Raw genomic sequence first — 18,503 nt, forward strand, 5'->3', positions numbered from 1 at the left:
GTCCGGCGGTCCGTCACGGGGTGGCCGGCGCCCGGCCCGCACAGTCGTAGAGCCGGCTCGGCGCCGCTCCCCCGGGTCCGGCCGCCGCGTCGGCCGCCGGTGCGCCCGCGCCGTAGTCGGCCGGATCGACGGGCGCGCAGTTCGCCGCCACCCACTCCAGGTTCGCGGTGGTCGCCGTCGGCGGGCCCGGCTGGGTCGGCGGGACGGCCAGTACGTAGCGCAGCTCCCCCGCCCGCAGCAGGGCCAGGAAGTGCTCCCGGTCCGGGAACGGCACGCGCCCGGTGAATCCGCCCATGGGCAGCACGGAGGCGCCCGAGTCGGCGATGAGGTCCGCGGCCCGCACCGCGTCGGAGACCGCCAGCGCGTACCGGCGCCCGTCCGAGCGACCGGCCGCGTACCACAGCGCGGCCAGGTCCGCCTCGGCGGGCACCGGCGGGCCGAGCACCCGCCCGAGGTTCTCCGGCCGGAGGAACTCGGCGGCCGCCGCGGAGAGCTGTGCACGCACCTCGGGTGGCGCGTCGACGAACTCCCAGTCCGCGAAGAGCGGCCCGGCCTCCGGACTGGTCGAGATCCCGGTGTACTCCCGGGCCGCGGTCGACACGGTCCAGGTGGCCGGGGCGGCCAGCACCGCCGCCACCCCCAGCAGCACGCCGCCCGCCGCGACGCGTTCCCGCGCCCGGCGCAGCCGCGGCCCGCCCTGGTCGACGCCCGGCGGGGCCGTGCCCGACGGGAGCGGACCCCGGAACACTGCCAGGAGCAGGCCCAGGAGCAGCAGCACCGCGAGGGCGGCCAGGGCGGTCACCAGGCCGGGCAGCCAGGGCCGGAAGCCGGGCGCCCGCCGGGTGAGCACGACGGCCCAGGCGGCCGAGGCCGTGACCAGCACCGGCAGCACCCAGGCGCGCCGGCCGCGCTCCCGGACGCCCTCCCGGAAGCCCCGTGCGCACCCGGCCAGACCCACGCCGGCCAGCGCCGCCAGCGGCGGCCCGAGCACGACCGCGTAGGCGACGTGGTTGATCTGGGCGACGCTGAAGACCGTGGCGTAGGTGCCGAGCCAGCCGGCCCAGAGCAGCACCCCGGCGCGTGCGGGGTCGGTGCGGTCCGCGCGGCGGTGCCGGAGCAGCGTCCACACCACGGCCGCGGCCGCGGCCGGGAACAGCCACATGACCTGAGTGCCGAGCAGGCCGAAGACGGCGTCGAACAGGCCGCTGCGGTAGGGGTACGTGCCGGCGGACTGGGTCTGTGCGTTGAAGCGGTCGAGCCCGTTGTAGTCGAACACCATGCTGAACGGGTCGTTGTCGGAGGTCGCGTCGACGTAGGGGCGGTCCTCGGCCGGGACCGCCCACACCACCGCCATCCAGGCGCAGGAGACCGCGGCCGTGACGGCGCCGGCGAGGGCGAGGTCGCGCAGCCGGCGGGCCAGGGCGGTCGGCGCGGCGAGCAGGTGGACGGCGGCCAGCGCCGGCAGCACACCCCAGGCCTCCAGCATCTTGGCGTGCACCGCCAGCCCGACCCAGACCCCGGCCATCAGCAGCGGGCCCGTCCGGCCGCCGTCCACCGCCCGGAGGGTCGCATCGGCGGCCAGCACCAGCAGGAGCGTCAGCAGGGTGTCCGGCCAGGCGAAGTGGGCGAGTGCCGCGGCCACCGGGGTGCAGGCCATCGCGGCCGCGGCGAGCAGGGCCGCGGGCGGTCCGGCGTGCCGGCGCACGGCCCGGTGCAGCACCAGCACGGTGAGCACGGCGAAGACGGCCTGCGGCAGGAAGACCGCCCAGGGGTGGAACCCGAACAGCCGCACCGACAGCGCCTGCGGCCAGAGCGCCCCGGGGATCTTGTCGACGGTCAGGGAGGAGGCCGGGTCCAGCGCGCCGAAGAGGAAGGCCTTCCAGGAGTGCGCCATGCTGCGCACCGCGGCGGGCGCGTACGGCGAGAGCGCCCGGCCGTCGAGGTCCCAGCAGACCACCAGCGCGCAGGCCGCGGCGATCACCGCCAGGACCGGCCGCTCGTAGGGTGGACGCGCGGTACGGGGCCGCGCCGGACCGGGCGCGGCGGTGCTGCCGTCCGCACCGGGTCGCTCCGATCGCTCTTTCGTTATGGACATGTCAGAAGCATCGGCGACCCGGGACGGATCGCCAACGATCCATCAAAAAGTTCGAAGTATGGTTCGCACTCAGACGGTGGCCGGGTCCAGCGCCACCGGGCGCTGGAACGAGCGGTCGCAGTAGACCAGCGGGGCGTCGGGGCCCACTGCGGCCGCCTCGACCCGGCCGATCAGGATGGAGTGGTCGCCGCCGTCGAGGACCTGGTGCATGGAGCACGCCACCCGGACCGCCGCCTCCGGGATGCCGGGCAGCCCCAGCTCCAGCGGCAGGGTGTCGCCGGCCTCGAAGCGGTCCACGCCGGAGCGCGCGAACCGCTGGGCGATCCCGGACTGCTCCTGGGCGAGGACGTTGACCATGAAGGAGTCGGCGGTCACGAACGCCCGGTGCGTGCTGGCGGACCTGCCCAGGCAGACCAGCACCAGCGGCGGCGTCATCGACAACGAGCTGAACGAGCTGGCGGTGAACCCCCAGCGGCGGCCGGCCCGGTCGACCGTGGTGACCACCGCCACCGGGCCGGGCACCCGCGCCATCGTCCGGGTGAACTCCTCGGGTGCAAGGGACATCTGTGCCTCCGGTCTCAGAGAGGGGGGCGGCGGTGGGCGGGTCCCACCGCCGCCGAACGGCGTACCGGCCGGGCCGGTCAGCCTGGGGCTACCACTCGCCCTCCAGCAGCTCGATCTCCGCCTGCTCCAGGCCCGCGAGCGGCAGGTCGGACGCGGTGTGGCCGCCCGCCCCGGCGCTCGCCGCGTGGGCGACCAGCGCCTCCAGGGCCCGCAGCCAGCCCGCGCCCAGCTCCCGCGCATCCGGCTCGGAGAGGACGTCGGGCGCGAACGTCAGCGTGGCGCGCAGCTCCGGTCCGGCCGCGCGGTCGACCGTGACGACGTCGAGCTCCACGTCGTGGGCCGGGTCGGGAGCGGCCGCACCGAGGTCCAGGTCCAGCGCCTCGGGCGCCACGTCCCAGCAGCCCGCGGGGTCGGCGCCCACCGCGATCCGGCCCAGGTAGTTGAAGCCGATCCGCGGGACCGCGGGGCCGGCCGGCTCCGCGCCGGGCCGGCTGCCGAGGTGGCGCAGCAGGCCGTAGCCGATGCCGGTGCCGGGCACCGCCCGCAGCTGCTCCTTGACCCGCTTGACCACGCGCCCCACGGCGGGGCCGCCGGACCACACCTCGGCCCACGGGAGCGGTCCGAGGTCGAGCCGCACCGGGTGGAGGCTGGTGAACCAGCCCACCGTGCGGGAGAGGTCGGCGCCGCCGATGCTCTCGTCGCGGCCGTGGCCCTCGACCGCCACCAGCAGCGAGGTCGCCGAGCCGCCCAGCCGGCGGCGCCGGTCGACGACCGCCAGCCCGAGCGCGGTCAGCAGGACGTCGTCCACCCCGCAGTGGAACTCCGCGGGGAGGCGGGTCAGCAGTGCCTCGGCGGTGCCGGTCGGCACGGTCAGCGCGACCCGTCCGGCCGGGGCCGCGGCGGCACCGGCGCGGGCCGCTGCCGTGCCCGGCGGGACGTCCGCCGCGCCCAGCGGGGCGTCGGGGGTGCTCAGCACCTCGGCCCAGAAGCCGAGTTCGGCCTGCCGGTGGTCGGTGGCGGCCTCGGCGGCCAGCAGCTCGCTCCACCGCCGCACCGAGGTGCCCACGGCCGGCAGCGCCGCGTCCCGGCCCTCGGCGGCCGCGGCCCAGAGCGCGGCGAGGTCCTGCGCCAGGATCCGCCAGGAGACACCGTCGACCACCAGGTGGTGGGCGACCAGCAGCAGCCGGCCGGGCCGGTCGGGGCCGGCGTCGAACCAGACCGCCCGCAGCATCTCCCCGTCCCGCGGCGCCAACCGGGCGACCGCGGCGGTGAGGTGGTCCGCCACCAACGGCGCGAACCCGGCCGCGGTGGCGGCGTCGACCCGGTCGAGCCGGTCCGCCGCGTCCACCGCCCCGGCCGGCGGCACGCTCAGCCGCCACCGGCCGTGCTCGTCCTCGACCAGCCGTGCGCGGAGCACGTCGTGCCGCTCGTGCACCGCCCGCAGCAGCGCGGTGAGCGCCGGCAGGTCCAGGCCGGCGGGGGTGCGGAGCAGCATCGGCTGGCTGTAGCCGTCGATCTCCCCGCCCCGCCCGCGCAGCCGGTGCATGATCGGCGTCGGTGCGAACTCGCCCACCGCGACGTCGGGTTCGGCCGCCGGGGCGCCGACGAGCAGCGCCGCGGTGCCGGCCAGGCCGGCCACCGTCCGGTGCTCGAAGACGTCCTTGACCGCGACCGCCACGCCCGCCGCGCGGGCCCGGGCGACCAGCTGGATCGAGACGATGCTGTCCCCGCCCAGCTCGAAGAAGCTGTCGTCGATGCCCACCGACGGCAGGCCGAGCACCTCGGCGAAGGCCGTGCAGAGCACCTCCTCGACCGGGGTGCGCGGGGCCCGCGACCCCTCGGCGGCGCGGAAGTCGGGGGCGGGCAGCGCCCTCCGGTCGAGCTTGCCGTTCGGGGTGAGCGGCAGCGCGTCGAGCGGCACGAAGGCGGCCGGCACCATGTACTCGGGCAGCGACGCCAGCAGATGCGCCCGCAGCTCCTCCGGCCCGGGGGCCGGCCGGCCGGCGCGCGGCACCAGGTAGGCGACCAGGTGGACGGCGCCCTGCTCGGTGCGGCGGTCGACCACCACGGCCTGGCCCACGCTGCCGTGCGCGGCGAGCACCGCCTCGATCTCGCCGAGCTCGATCCGGAAGCCGCGGACCTTCACCTGGTGGTCCACCCGGCCGGAGAACTCCAGCCGGCCGTCGGCCGACCAGCGGACGACGTCGCCGGTGCGGTACATCCGGTCGCCGGCCGGGCCGAACGGGCACGCCACGAAGCGCTCCGCGGTGAGCGCGGGCCTGCGGTGGTAGCCGCGCACCACGCCGGCACCCGCGAGGTAGAGCTCGCCGGAGACCCCGGGCGGCACCGGGCGCAGGCCCTCGTCGAGGACGTACACCCGGGTGTTGGCGATCGGGCCGCCGATCGACGGCGCCCCCTCCGCCGCGCCGAGCTCGGCGGCGGTCGACCAGATCGTGGTCTCGGTCGGCCCGTACAGGTTGGTCACCGGGCCGGCCAGCTCGCGCAGCCGGGCGGCCAGGGCCGCCGGCAGCGCCTCGCCGCCGACCAGGACCCGTAGCCCGCGCAGGGCCTCCGGCGCCGCGGTCACCATCGCCTGCCAGAGGGACGGCGTCGCCTGGACGATCCCGGCCCCGGTGGACGCGGCGGTGCGCAGCAGCGCGGCCGGGTCGCGGACGGTGTCCCGGTCGGCGATCACCACGCCCGCGCCGCCGAGCAGCGGCAGGTACAGCTCCAGGGCGGCGATGTCGAACGAGACCGTGGTGACCGAGAGCAGGCGGTCCCCGGCGCCGAGGGCGAAGCGGTCCGCCATGTCGGCGAGGAAGTTGGTCAGCCCGCCGTGCGGGACGACCACGCCCTTCGGCCGGCCGGTCGAGCCGGAGGTGTAGATGACGTAGGCGGGGTGGTCCGCGGAGACCGCCACCCGGGGCGCCGGAGCGCCGGGCCCGGCGTGGTCGCCGTCCAGGGCCAGCAGCGGCACGTCCGTCCCGGTGAACAGGCCCGCCGTCGCGGCGTCGACCAGCGCCAGCGCCGGCCGGGCGTCCTCGACGATGTAGCCGATCCGGTCCCGCGGGTGGTCCGGGTCGAGCGGCAGGTACGCCGCCCCGCTCTTCAGGACCGCCAGCAGGGCGACCAGGAGCTCGGCCGAGCGCGGCAGCGCGATGGCCACCAGGCGCTCCGGCCCCGCGCCGCGGGCGCTCAGTACGGCGGCCAACCGGTCGGAACGGGCGTCGAGTTCGGCGTAGCTCAGCTCGGTGCCCGCGGAGACCACGGCGACCGCCTGCGGGGTGCGTGCGGCCTGTTCGGCGAAGAGCTCGTGCACCCGCAGGGCCGGCACCGGCCGGGCGGTGTCGTTCCACTCGGCCAGGACGCGTCCGCGCTCGGCCGGGGACAGCACGTCCAGCGCGCCGATCCGCAGCTCCGGGTCGTCGGCCACCGCCTCCAGCACCCGGACCAGCCGGCCCACCAGCAGCTCGACGGTGCCCTCGTCGAAGAGGTCGGTGCTGTACTCGACCACGCCGAAGAGCGCGCCCGGCTCGCCGGGGCCCTCCGGGCGCTCGCCGAAGGCGAAGCTCAGGTCGACCTTGGCGACGCCGGTGTCCACCAGCTCGGGCCGGAGGGCGAGGCCGCCCAGGGTGGTCCCGGTGGCCGGCATGTTCTGGACCATCAGCATGACCTGGAACAGCGGGTGGCGGGCCAGTGAGCGCTCCGGGTCGACCGCGTCGACGATGCGCTCGAACGGCACGTCCTGGTGCGCGTAGGCGTCCAGGGTGGTCCGCCGCACCCGGTCCAGCAGCTCGGCGAAGGTCGGGTCGCCGGAGGTGTCGGTGCGCAGGACCAGGGTGTTGAGGAAGAGGCCGACCAGGTCCTCCAGGTCCGCGTCGGTGCGCCCGGCGATCGGGCTGCCGATCGGGATGTCCTCGCCCGCGCCGAGCCGGGTCAGCAGCACGGCCAGGGCCGACTGCAGCACCATGAACAGGGTGACCCCGCGGGAGCGGGCCAACGCGGCCAGCCGCCGGTGCAGTTCGGGGTCGAGCGAGCACTCCGCGGTGCGCCCGCGGTAGCTCGCCGCGGCCGGCCGGGGGCGGTCGGTGGGCAGGGACAGCTCGTCGGGCAGACCGGCCAGGGCGTCCCGCCAGTGGGCGAGCTGGCGGGCGATGCCGCTCTCCGGGTCGGACTCGTCGCCCAGGTGGGCGCGCTGCCAGAGCGTGTAGTCCGCGTACTGGACCGGCAGCGGCGCCCAGTCGGGTGCGGCGCCGGTTCGGCGCGCCGTGTAGGCGGCCGACAGGTCGCGCACCAGCGGCGCCTCGGACCAGCCGTCGGTGGCGATGTGGTGCACCACCAGGGCGAGGACGTGCTCGGTCGCGCCGAGTGCGAACAGGGTGGCCCGCAGCGGGAGCCGCCCGCCCAGGTCGAAGCCCTGGGTAGCGACGGCCCGCAGCCGGTCGGGCAGGGCCTCCTCGGTGGTGTCCACGACGGCCAGCGGCAGCCGCGCGTCGGCGGCGTCCAGCACCTGCTGCCGCGGCGTGCCGCCGGTCTCGGGGAAGACCGTGCGCAGGGTCTCGTGGCGCCCGATCAGGTCGCCGAGCGCGAGCTCCAGCGCGGCCCGGTCGAGCTCACCGGACAGCCGCAGCACCACCGGCACGTTGTAGGTCGCGCTCAGCCCCTCCAGCCGGTTGAGGAACCAGAGGCGGCGCTGGGCGTGGGAGAGCGGGAGGGGGTCGGGCCGCTCCTGGACGACGAGCGGCTGCCGGGCGGCCTCCGCCCCGTCCAGGGCGCGGGCCAGTGCGGCCACCGTGGGGGCCTCGAACAGGGTGCGGACGGAGAGTTCGACCGAGAGCGCGGCGCGGATCCGGTTGACCAGCCGGGCGGCCATCAGCGAGTGCCCGCCGAGGTCGAAGAAGCCGTCGTCCACCCCGACCGCGGGCACGCCCAGCACCTCGGCGAAGAGCCCGGCGAGCACCTCCTCGCGCGGGGTGCGGGGCGCCCGGGCCGCGGTCGCGGCGTCGCGCTCCGGCGCCGGCAGGGCCTTCTGGTCGAGCTTGCCGTTGGCGGTCAGCGGCAGCGCGTCCAGCAGCACCACGGTGCTCGGCACCATGTACTCGGGCAGGCTCCGCCGCAGGGCGGCGCGGATGTCCGCCGGATCCGGCGCGGCGCCGGGCTCGGGCACCGCGTAACCGACGAGCCGCTGGTCGCCCGGGGAGTCCTCGCGGACCAGGGCCGCGCCCCGGGCGACGCCGGGCAGCGCGCCGAGGGCCGCCGCGATCTCGCCGAGCTCGACGCGGAAGCCGCGCACCTGGACCTGGTCGTCGACCCGGCCGAGGTAGACCAGGTTGCCGTCGGCCTGCCGACGCACCACGTCGCCGGTGCGGTACATCCGGCTCCCGGCGGGGCCGAACGGGTCGGCGACGAACCGCTCGGAGGTCAGGCCCGGTCGCTGCCAGTAGCCGCGGGCCAGGCCGGCGCCGGCCAGGTAGAGCTCGCCCGGGACGCCCGGGGGGACCGGCCGCAGCGCGCCGTCGAGCACGTGGGCGCGGGTGCCCCGGATCGGCCGGCCGATCACCGGCCGGTCGGCGGCGCCGAGCGGTGCGGAGAGCGCGTCGACGGTGAACTCGGTGGGGCCGTAGAAGTTGTGGCTCGTGGTGGCCGGCGATCCGGCCAGCCGCTCCCAGAGGTCCCGGCCGAGCGCCTCGCCACCGAGCATCAGCACCGCCGGGGCGGTGTCGGTCCGGTCGAGCAGGCCGGCCTCGACCAGCTCGGCCGCGTACGAGGGGGTGATGTCGAGGAAGTCGACGCGGTGCTCGGCCAGGTAGGCCACCAGGGCCTGCGGGTCGCGGCGCACGTCGTCGTCGACGATGTGCACCTCGTGGCCGGCCAGCGCCCAGAGCAGGCCCTCGACGGAGGTGTCGAAGGAGAGCGAGGCAGTCACGCCGGCACGGAACCTGCGGCCGCCGGCCGCCGCCACCGCGGGCTCGAACAGGTCGCGCCGGTGCGCCGTGAAGAGGTTCACCAGGCTGCGGTGCTCGACGGTGACGCCCTTGGGCAGGCCCGTCGAACCAGAGGTGTAGATCGCGTAGGCGAGGTTGTCCGGGCGCACCGCGCCGTTCAGCTCGCCGGGCTCCGGGGCGTGCCCGGGCAGGGCCGCGAGCGTGGCCTCGGTGGCCGGGTCGTCCAGGAGCAGCAGGGCCGTCCCGTCCGGCAGCGGGGGCAACGCGGCGGCCAGCCGGCGGGTCGTCAGCACGGCCGCCGGGCGGGTGTCCTCGACGACGAACCGGATCCGCTCGGCGGGCAGGCCGGGGTCGATCGGCAGGTAGGCGCCGCCGGCCGCGGTGACCGCGAGCGGGGCGACCGCCATGTCGAGACCGCGCGGCAGCAGCAGGGCGACGAAGCGCTCCGGGCCGACGCCTCGGCCGGCCAGCAGCCGGGCCAGGCGGTTCACCCGGGCGGCCAGCTCGGCGTAGCCGAGCCGCTCGGTGGCGGTGCTGACCGCGACGGCGTCGGGCGTCCGCTCGGCCCAGTGGGCGAGCTGATCGGCCAGAGTGGCCGGGCCCTCGATCGCCTCGGCGCCCTGCCACGGGCCGGCCAGACCGGCCCGCTCCTCGTCGGCGAGCAGGTCGGCCGCGGAGACCGGCAGCGCCGGGTTGGCCGCCACCGCCTCCAGGAGCCGGACGAACCGGGCGGCCAGCGCCTCGGCGCCGGTGCGGTCGTAGAGGTCCGTGTTGAACGACAGCGTGCCGGTGATCCCGGCCGGGGCACCCGCGGCGTCGAAGGTCTCGCCGAGGGAGAAGTCCAGGTCGAACTTGGCCGCGCGGGCGTTGGCCGGGTGGAGCCTGGTCTGCAGCCCGGGGAAGCGCAGCGTCAGCTCGGGCATGTTCTCGAACGTGAGCATGGTTTGGAAGAGCGGGTGCCGGGCCAGCGAGCGCTGCGGGCTGAGGGTCTCCACCAACAGGTCGAAGGGCACCTCCTGGTTGGCGAAGGCGGCCAGGTCGGCCTCGCGCACCCGGTCGACCAGCTGGCGGAAGGTCGGGTCCCCGGACACGTCGTTGCGCAGCACCAGCGTGTTGACGAAGAACCCGATGCTCTCCAAGAGGGCCTCGTCGTTGCGCCCTGCGACGGCGGTGCCGAGCGGGATGTCGGTGCCCCCGCCGAGCCGGGACAGCAGCGCGGCGAGCCCCGCCTGGACCACCATGAACAGGCTGGCGCCGCTGGTGCGGGCCACACCGGCGAGCGCCGCGTGCAGCTCGGGGCCGAGGGCCAGCGGGACGATGTCGCCGCGGTTGCTCAGCACCGCCGGCCGCGGCCGGTCGGTGGGCAGGTCGAGCTGTTCGGGCAGGCCGGCCAGGGCCTGCCGCCAGTGGTCGAGCTGGTGGCCGAGCCGGCTCTCCGGGTCGGTCTCGCTCCCGAGCGACCGCGCCTGCCACAGCGTGTAGTCGGCGTACTGGACGGTCGGCGGCTCCCGGTCGGGCGCGCCGCCGGCCCGCCGCTCGGCGTAGGCCGCGGCGAGGTCGGAGACCAGCGGGGTCATCGACCAGCCGTCGGAGACGATGTGGTGCACCAGGACCAGGAAGACGTGCTCGGTCGGGCTGATCACCAGCAGGTCGGCCCGGATCGGCAGGTCGCGGGCGAGGTCGAAGCCCTGTCGGGCGGCCCGGGTCAGGGCGTCGTCCAGCTCCTCCTCGGCGATCTCGGTGACCCCGATCTCCGCCCGGGCCTCGGCGGCGGGCACCACGTGCTGGCGGGGCACACCGTCCTCGGCGGGGAAGACCGTGCGCAGGCTCTCGTGCCGGGCGATGACGTCGTGCAGGGCCGCGTACAGGGCGTCGCGGTCGAGCTGGCCGGTGAAGCGCAGCGAGACGCCGAGGTTGTAGGTGGGGCTCGGACCCTCCATCTGGTTGAGGAACCAGAGGCCGCGCTGGGGGAAGGCCAGCGGCACCGCGGCGGGCCGCTCCACGGGCGCGAGCGGCGTCCGGGTGGCCCCGGCGGCGCCGGCGATCAGCTCGGCGAGCTCGGCGACGGTGGACGCGTTGAACAGGTCCCGGACCGCCACCTCGACGCCGAGGACGGCTTGGATGCGCAGCACCAGGCGGGTGGCGAGCAGCGAGTGCCCGCCGAGGTCGAAGAAGCCGTCGTCGATCGTGACCGAGGAGGTCTCCAGGATCTCGGCGAACAGGCCGCAGAGCACCTGCTCCTCCGGGGTGCGCGGGGCGCGGCCGCCGGAGCCCCCGCCCGGGGTCCCGGGCTCGGGAAGCGCCCTGCGGTCGAGCTTGCCGTTCGGGGTGAGCGGCAGCGCCTCCAGGGCCACCACGGCGGCGGGCACCATGTAGTCGGGCAGCGTCCGGGCGAGACCGGCGCGCAGGGCGTCGAGGTCGAGCTGCTGCCCCGCCGCGGGCACGGCGTAGGCGACCAGCCGCTTGTCCCCGGGGCGGTCCTCGCGGACCACCACGGCCGCCGAGCCGACGCCGGGGTGGCGGGCGACGGCCGCCTCCACCTCGGCCGGCTCGATCCGGAAGCCGCGGATCTTCACCTGGTCGTCGGCCCGGCCGGCGAACTCCAGCACGCCCTCGCCGTTCCAGCGGGCAAGGTCCCCGACGCGGTACATCCGGCTCCCGACGGGGCCGAAGGGATCGGCGAGGAAGCGCTCGGCGGTGAGCCCCGGCGCGCGCCAGTAGCCACGCGCCAGGCCCTCGCCGGCGAGGTACAGCTCGCCGACGACGCCCGGCGGGACGCGGCGCAGGCCGGCGTCCAGCACGTAGGCGCGCATGTTGTCCAGCGGGCGCCCGATCGGCACCGCGTCGGGCACGGCGCCGGGGTCGGTGACGCGGTGGTGGGTCGCGAAGGAGGTGGTCTCGGTGGGGCCGTAGGTGTCCTTGAAGACCAGGCCGGGGAAGCGCTCCAGCAGTTCGCGCACGGCGGTGCCCGGGACGACGTCGCCGCCGGCCAGGAGCTCGCGCACACCGGCGAGGCAGTCGAGGTCGTTCTCGGCGACCACGCGGAACAGCCCGGCGGTCAGGTGCAGGCCGGTGATGCCGTGCTCGGCGACGGCGCGCCGCAGGGTGGCGACGTCCATGTCGTGCGGCGGGGCGACGACCACCGTGCCGCCGCTCAGCAGCGGGACCCAGATCTCGTAGTTGGCGGCGTCGAAGGCGTGCGGCGCGTGCCAGAGCACCCGGCGGTGCGCGTCGGCGGCGAAGCAGCCGTCGAGCGCGAAGGCAAGCAGGTCGCGGTGGGTGACGGCGACGCCCTTGGGCCGGCCGGTGGAGCCGGATGTGAACATCACGTACGCGAGCCGCTCGGGGTGGCCCGCGACGGCGGGCGCGGTCGCCGGGAAGGCGTCCAGGCCCTCGTCGGCCACCAACTCCACGGCGCCGTGGGTGAACTCCCGGTCGGGCTGGGCCCGGTCGAGCAGCAGCACCGAGGCCTCGGTCTGCTCGACGACCAGCTGCCAGCGGGTCTGCGGGGCGCGGGCGTCGAGCGGCACGTACGTGCCGCCCGCCTTGAGCACGGCGAGCAGCGAGACGACGAGGTCCACCGAGCGCTGCTGGAGGACGGCGACCCGGGACTCCGGGCCGACGCCGGCGGCGAGCAGCCGGTGCGCCAGCCGGTTGGACCGCTCGTCCAGCTCGCGGTAGGAGACTTCGGCGCCGTCGGCGGCGACCAGGGCGGTCGCCGCCGGGGTCGCCGCGGCCCGGGCCGCGAAGCGCTCGGTGACGGTGCCGGTGAGCGCGGGGACGTCGCGGACGGCGCCCGCCCAGCCGACGGCCAGCTGCTCGGCCTCGGCCGGCCAGAGGAGGTCGATCCCGGCGATGCTCGCGGCCGGCCGCGCGGTGGCCTGTTCCAGGACCCGGACCAGCCGCCACACCATCAGCCGGACCGTTTCGGCGTCGTACAGGTCGGTGCTGTACAGCACCTGGCCGGCGATGCCGGCGGGGGCGCCGTCCGCGTCGAACCGCTCGCTGAAGTCGAACTGCAGGTCGAACTTGGCGATCGCCAGGTCGCCCGGGGCCACCGAGGCCTCGACGCCGGGCAGGTCGAGCGCGCGGTCGGGGTGGTCCTGCATGCTCAGCAGGATCTGGAAGAGCGGGTGCCGGGCCAGCGAGCGGTCCGGGTTGAGCACCTCGACCAGCCGCTCGAACGGCACGTCCTGGTGGGCGTAGGCGGCGAGCGAGCTCTGTCGCACCCGCTCGACCAGCTCGGCGAAGGCCGGGCGGCCGGAGGTGTCGGTCCGCAGCACCAGGGTGTTGACGAAGAAGCCGACCAGGTCGTCCAGCGCCTCGTCGGTGCGCCCGGCGATCGGGCTGCCGACCGGGATGTCGTCCCCGGCGCCGAGCGCGGAGAGCAGGGTGGCGAGGGCGGCCTGGAGGACCATGAAGACGCTCGCGCCGCCGGAGCGTGCGACGGCGACGACGGCCCGGTGCAGCTCGGCGTCGAGGTCGCAGGCCAGCACCGCGCCGCGGTGTCCGGCCACGGCCGGCCGGGGGCGGTCCGCGGGCAGCTCCAGCTCCTCCGGCAGGCCTGCCAGGGCCTGCTTCCAGTAGGCGAGTTGCTGCTCCAGCGGGCTGCGGTCGTGCGACTCGTCGCCGAGCAGCGCGCGCTGCCAGAGGGTGTAGTCGGCGTACTGGACCGGCAGCGGCGCCCAGTCGGGTGCGGCGCCGCCGTGACGGGCGGTGTAGGCGGTGGCGAGGTCCCGCACGAGCGGGGCCAGGGACCAGCCGTCGCCGGCGATGTGGTGGACCACCACGGAGAGCGCACACTCGCCCTCGCCGGTGCTGAACAGCTCTGCACGCAGCGGGAGTTCGGAGTCGAGCGCGAAGGTGTGCGCGGCCGCGGCGGCGAGCGCGGCGGGCAGCCGGTCGGCGTCGGTGCGGGTCACCGTGAGCAGCGGCGGCAGTTCGTCGGCGGTGAGGATGCGCTGGCGCGGGACTCCGGCGGTGGCCGGGAACACGGTGCGCAGGCTCTCGTGCCGCAGCAGCACGTCGCGCAGGGCGGCGTGCAGGGCCTCGGTGTCGAGCTCCCCGGTCAGCCGCAGCACGAACGGGATGTTGTAGGTCGGGCTCGGGCCGTCGAGGCGGTCGAGGAACCAGAGGCGCTGCTGGGCGAAGGAGAGCGGCACCGGGTCGGGCCGCGGGCCGGGGACGAGCGCGGTGCGGGCCGCGGCGGCGGTGTCCAGCAGCGTGGCCAGCTCCGCCACGGTGGGCCGCTCGAACACGTCGCGGACGGCCAGCTCGACGCCGAGCACGGCGCGGGCCCGGCCGGCCAGCCGGGTGGCGGCCAGCGAGTGACCGCCGAGGGTGAAGAAGTTGTCGTCCGCGCCGACCGACGGGGCGTCCAGCACCTCGGCGAACAGGGCGGCGAGCACCTGCTCGTTGGGCGTCCGGGCGGCGCGCCCGCCGCCGCCCGCGGCGGCCTCGGGCTCCGGCAGGGCCCGCTCGTCGAGCTTGCCGCTGGGCGTCAGCGGCAGCGCCTCCAGGGCGACGAAGACGGCGGGGAGCATGTGGTCCGGCAGGGTCTCGCCGAGCTTCTTGCGCAGCAGCGCCGGGTCGGGTGCGTCGGCGGCGTCCTGCGGCACAACGTAGGCGACCAGCCGCTTCTCGCCCTGGCGGTCGTCGCGGGCCACCACCGCGCAGTTGGCGACGCCGGGGCAGGCGGCGAGCGCGGCGGCGATCTCGCCGGTCTCGATCCGGAAACCGCGGATCTTCACCTGGTGGTCGGCCCGGGTCAGGTACTCCAGCCGGCCCTCCGGGGTCCAGCGCGCGAGGTCGCCGGTGCGGTACATCCGGGTGCCGTCGCCCGCGAACGGGTCGGCGACGAAGCGGGTGGAGGTGAGCCCGGGGCGCTTGAGGTACCCCTGGGCGACGCCGCCGCCGGCCACGTACAGCTCGCCGCCGGCGCCCGGCGGCACCGGGCGCAGGGCGCCGTCCAGGAGGTAGGTCCGCAGGTCGGGGATGGCCCGGCCGATCAGGCTGCCGGTGCCCGCGGCGGCGAGCCCGCGGTCGAGCGGCAGGTGGCTGACGTGCACGGTGGTCTCGGTGATGCCGTACATGTTGACGAGCAGCGGGGAGCCGTCGGGGTGGCGGTCGTACCAGGCGGCGAGCCGGCCCAGGTCCAGCGCCTCGCCGCCGAAGACGACGTAGCGCAGCGCGAGCCGGTCGCCGGTCTCCGGCTCGGCCCGGTCGGCGTGCACCAGCTGGTAGAAGGCCGAGGGCGTCTGGTTGAGGACGGTGACCCGCTCGTCGGCCAACAGCCGCAGGAAGGCCTCCGGGGAGCGCGAGACGTCGTACGGGACGACGACCAGCCGGCCGCCGTGCAGCAGCGGACCCCACAGCTCCCAGACGGAGAAGTCGAAGGCGTAGGAGTGGAAGAGCGTCCACACGTCGTCGGGGCCGAAGCCGAACCAGTGGTCGGTCGCGGAGAACAGCCGCACCACGTTGCGGTGCGATACCACGACGCCCTTGGGGCGCCCGGTGGAGCCCGAGGTGTAGATGACGTAGGCGGGCGCGTCCGGGACGAGCGGGCCGAGCCGGTCGGCGTCGGCGAGGTCGGTGCCGGGCCGGGCCGCCAGGGCGGCGGCGGTCTCCTCGTCGCCGAGGGCGATCCGCCGCACGCCCTCCGGCAGCACCACTCCCCCGCCGGTGTGCGTGACGGCCACCGAGAGCTCGACGTCCGCCACCGTGTAGGCGATCCGGTCCGCCGGGTAGGTGGGGTCGATGGGCACATAGGCGGCGCCGGTCTTCACCACCGCGAGCAGGGCGACGACCAGGTCGACCGAGCGGGGCAGCACCAGCCCGACGAACCGCCCGGGGCCGGCGCCGTGCGCGACGAGCATCCGGGCCAGGGCGTTGGCCCGGGCGTTCAGCTCCCGGTAGGTCAGCGCCTCCGCGCCGAGGGTGACGGCGGTCGCGTCCGGGCAGGCCCGGACGCGAGCCTCGAACAGTTCGGTCAGGGTGGCGTCGCCGCCGGGGGCGGCGGAGCCGTTCCACTCCGTCAGCACCTGCCGCAGTTCCCGGTCGGTGGCGGTGTCGAGGCGCCCGACGACCTGATCGGGGCCGCCCTCGGCGAGGGCGCCGACCAGGGCGACCAGCCGCTCGCAGTGCCGCTCGACGTCCTCGGCGGTGTAGAGGTCGGGGTTGGCGTTGAGTTCGAGGCGCAGGGCGCCGCCGCCGGCGCGGGCGTCGACGACGACCGTGAGGTCGTCGTCCTGGCCGATGGTCAGGTTCCGCACGGTGCCCGGGGCGCCGGCGAAGTCCAGGTTGTACTCGAACATGACGAGGTTGACGCGCGGGCCGACCAGGCGCCGGCCGTCGACGAGCGCGCCGGCGTCGCGGCGCATCGCCTCGTACCGGTAGCGCTGGTGGCGGACCACGGTGCGCATCCGCCGGGAGACGTCCCGGAGCAGTTCGCCGACGGTGTCCCCGGGGTGCACGGAGAGCCGCAGCGGCACGACGTTCGACACCATGCCGGGCACCTCGCCGGCCGGCCCGGTGGGGCGGGCCGCGACCGGGAGGGCCAGCACCACGTCGGTGCGGCCGGTGGCCCGGTGGAGGTAGAGGGCCTGCGCGGCGGCGAACACGGCCGGCCAGGCCAGGCCGGCCTCGCGGGCCAGGGAGCGGACCGACTCGACGGTCCCGGCGCCGAGTTCGGCGACGGCCCGCAGCAGCGGGCGGTCCGGGTAGCCGGCGGGCTGCTCGGCGAGCCCGGACACCTCGGTGCGGTCGGCCAGCTGCTCGGCCCAGAACCGGCGGTCCGCCGCGAAGGCCTCCGAGTCCCGGTAGGCGGCGTCGGCCTCGACGAGGTCGCCCAGGCTGCCGGCGGCGGCCGGCGGGCACGGCCGCCCGGCCGCGGCGGCCGAGTAGACGGCGGCCACCCGGCGCGCGACCACGGCGATGCTCAGGCCGTCCAGCACGATGTGGTGGTGCCGCTGGTACCAGACGTGCCGGTGCTCGGCGAGCCGGAGCAGCGCGAAGGTGAACAGCGGCCCGGAGCCGAGGTCGACCGGCCGCTCGTGGTCGGCCGCCACCCAGCGCAGCAGTGCGGCCTCCGGGTCGTCCTCGGCGGAGAGGTCGACCACCGGGAAGGTCCAGGCGGGTGCGGGGCCGACGACCTGGTACGGGCCCTCGGCGTCCTCGCCGAAGTGCGCCCGCAGGGCCTCGGTCTCGTCGACCACCTGCCGGACGGCCGCCTCCAACAGCTCCGCGTCGACCGGGCCGTCGATGTCCACTCGCTCCGCCAGGCAGAACACCGGATTCGCCGGATCGCCCTGCGCCGCGTACCAGATCCCCCGCTGCCCATCGGTCAAGCGGTAACGAACACCCTGCGGGTCAGACATTCACTCACTCCACATTCGATCGATCAACCCGGGTGCCCCGGACAGTGCGGCCCGCGTGAATTCGCTTGGTCGGGAAAGGAAATGCGGCACCGTCGGCCAGGCAGAAATCTCAGGTGCCAGCCTTCCGGCCGCGCGACAACGCCGACAACGGCACTGCAAGGAATTGAGTACGCCGCACGGAATCCGGCCCGGCGCCTCCCCAGGGGCGGCGCCGGGCCGGTCCGTTGCGTGCGGTGCGGTGCGAACGGTGCGGCGGGTCAGGAGCCGGCGGTGGCCAGCCCCGCCTCGTCCGCGGTGAAGCCGACCGGCAGGTAGGACATCCCGGTCATCAGGTTGGAGTGGATCCGGCGCGGCTCGCCGGTGAGCTCGAAGCCGGTGGTGAAGGTGCGCAGCGCGTCGAGCATCTCCTTCACCTCGACCCGGGCCAGGTAGGCGCCCAGGCAGAAGTGTGGGCCGTAGCCGAAGGTGATGTGCTTGTTCGGGGTGCGCCCGAGGTCCAGGCTGAACGGGTCGTCGAAGACGGTGTCGTCCCGGTTCGCCGAGATGTTCCAGAGCGTGACCACGTCGCCGGCCTTGATCGTCTCGCCGTGCAGCTCGATGTCGACCAGGGCGCGGCGGCCGAAGTTCATCGCCGGGGAGGCCCAGCGCAGGATCTCCTCGACGGCCGACTCCAGGCTGACCTCGCCCTGCTTGAGCCGCCGCCACTGTTCGGGCTCGCGGCTGAGGGTGTGGACGGCCTCGATCATGCTGAGCCGGCTGGTCTCGTCGCCGCCGAGGATCAGGCTGTAGCAGTTGAAGACGATGTCCTGGTCGGTGAGCGGCACCCCGTCGATGTCGCTCTGCGTCAGGGTGGTGATGACGTCGTCCTGCGGGTCGGCCCGCCGCTCGGCGACCAGGTCGCTGAAGTAGAGCAGGATCTCGTTGCGGGCCAGGAAGGCCTCCTCGGGGGCCTGGTCGGCCTCGTCGGAGCTGAGCGAGGACTTGGTCAGGCCGAGCAGGTAGGGGTGGTCGCGCTGCGGGACGCCGAGCAGTCCGCCCACCGTGGTCATCGGGATCACCGAGGCGACCTCGGCGGCGAAGTCGCCCGAGCCGCGGCGGACGAAGTCGCGGACCAGCGCCCGCGTGTTGGTGCGCACCAGGTCGGTCACGTGGGCCAGCGCCCGCGGCGAGAACGCCCGCAGCATCACGTTGCGCAGGTCCTTGTGGCGCCGGCCGTCGGTCACCGCCAGCATCTGGCCGGCCGCCGAGTCGCCGCCGGCCAGCAGCGTCACCAGGACGTTGCCCTTCTCCGAGGTGAGCCGCCGGTCGTCCCGGTACAGGGCCATCACGTCGGCGTAGCGGCTGACCACCCAGAACTCGGGGTACGCGCCGTCCCGGCCGTGCCGGTACACGGGGTGGTCGGCACGCAGCCGCCGCCAGTAGGCGTCCATGTCGTTGTCGAGGTAGGACTTCGGGTCCGCCAGGTTCACCGCCGAGATCCCGTCGGGAACCGCGGTCCTGCTTCCGGTCGTCTGCACGGTCATT

Annotated in this window: 4 protein-coding genes; all 4 read right to left on the reverse strand. The window is 75.9% G+C overall.

Annotation, left to right across the window (positions count from 1 at the left end):
• Positions 1-13 precede the first annotated feature (13 nt).
• Positions 14-2,095 (reverse strand): ArnT family glycosyltransferase, encoded by a 2,082-nt coding sequence (locus tag ACIPSC_RS31000; RefSeq protein ID WP_400830451.1) that lies wholly within the window; start codon positions 2,093-2,095, stop codon positions 14-16.
• A gap of 69 nt (positions 2,096-2,164) precedes the next feature.
• Positions 2,165-2,659 carry a flavin reductase family protein gene (locus tag ACIPSC_RS31005; RefSeq protein ID WP_400830453.1) on the reverse strand — a complete coding sequence of 165 codons (495 nt, stop codon included), beginning with the start codon at positions 2,657-2,659 and terminating at the stop codon, positions 2,165-2,167.
• A gap of 88 nt (positions 2,660-2,747) precedes the next feature.
• Positions 2,748-16,949: an amino acid adenylation domain-containing protein gene (locus ACIPSC_RS31010; protein WP_400830456.1), complete on the reverse strand. Its 14,202-nt coding sequence runs from the start codon at positions 16,947-16,949 to the stop codon at positions 2,748-2,750.
• Between the two features lie 287 nt (positions 16,950-17,236).
• Positions 17,237-18,502, reverse strand: coding sequence for a cytochrome P450 (locus ACIPSC_RS31015; protein WP_400830457.1), 1,266 nt, complete (start codon positions 18,500-18,502; stop codon positions 17,237-17,239).
• Position 18,503 lies beyond the last annotated feature (1 nt).

Source organism: Kitasatospora sp. NPDC090091, assembly GCF_044747365.1.
Taxonomy (GTDB): domain Bacteria; phylum Actinomycetota; class Actinomycetes; order Streptomycetales; family Streptomycetaceae; genus Kitasatospora.

What these genes read in the sequence shown, in the direction of transcription:
- ACIPSC_RS31015 (WP_400830457.1), bottom strand. Translation starts at nt 18,502, where the DNA reads ATGACCGTGCAGACGACCGGAAGCAGGACCGCGGTTCCCGACGGGATC.
- ACIPSC_RS31000 (WP_400830451.1), bottom strand. Translation starts at nt 2,095, where the DNA reads ATGTCCATAACGAAAGAGCGATCGGAGCGACCCGGTGCGGACGGCAGC.
- ACIPSC_RS31005 (WP_400830453.1), bottom strand. Translation starts at nt 2,659, where the DNA reads ATGTCCCTTGCACCCGAGGAGTTCACCCGGACGATGGCGCGGGTGCCC.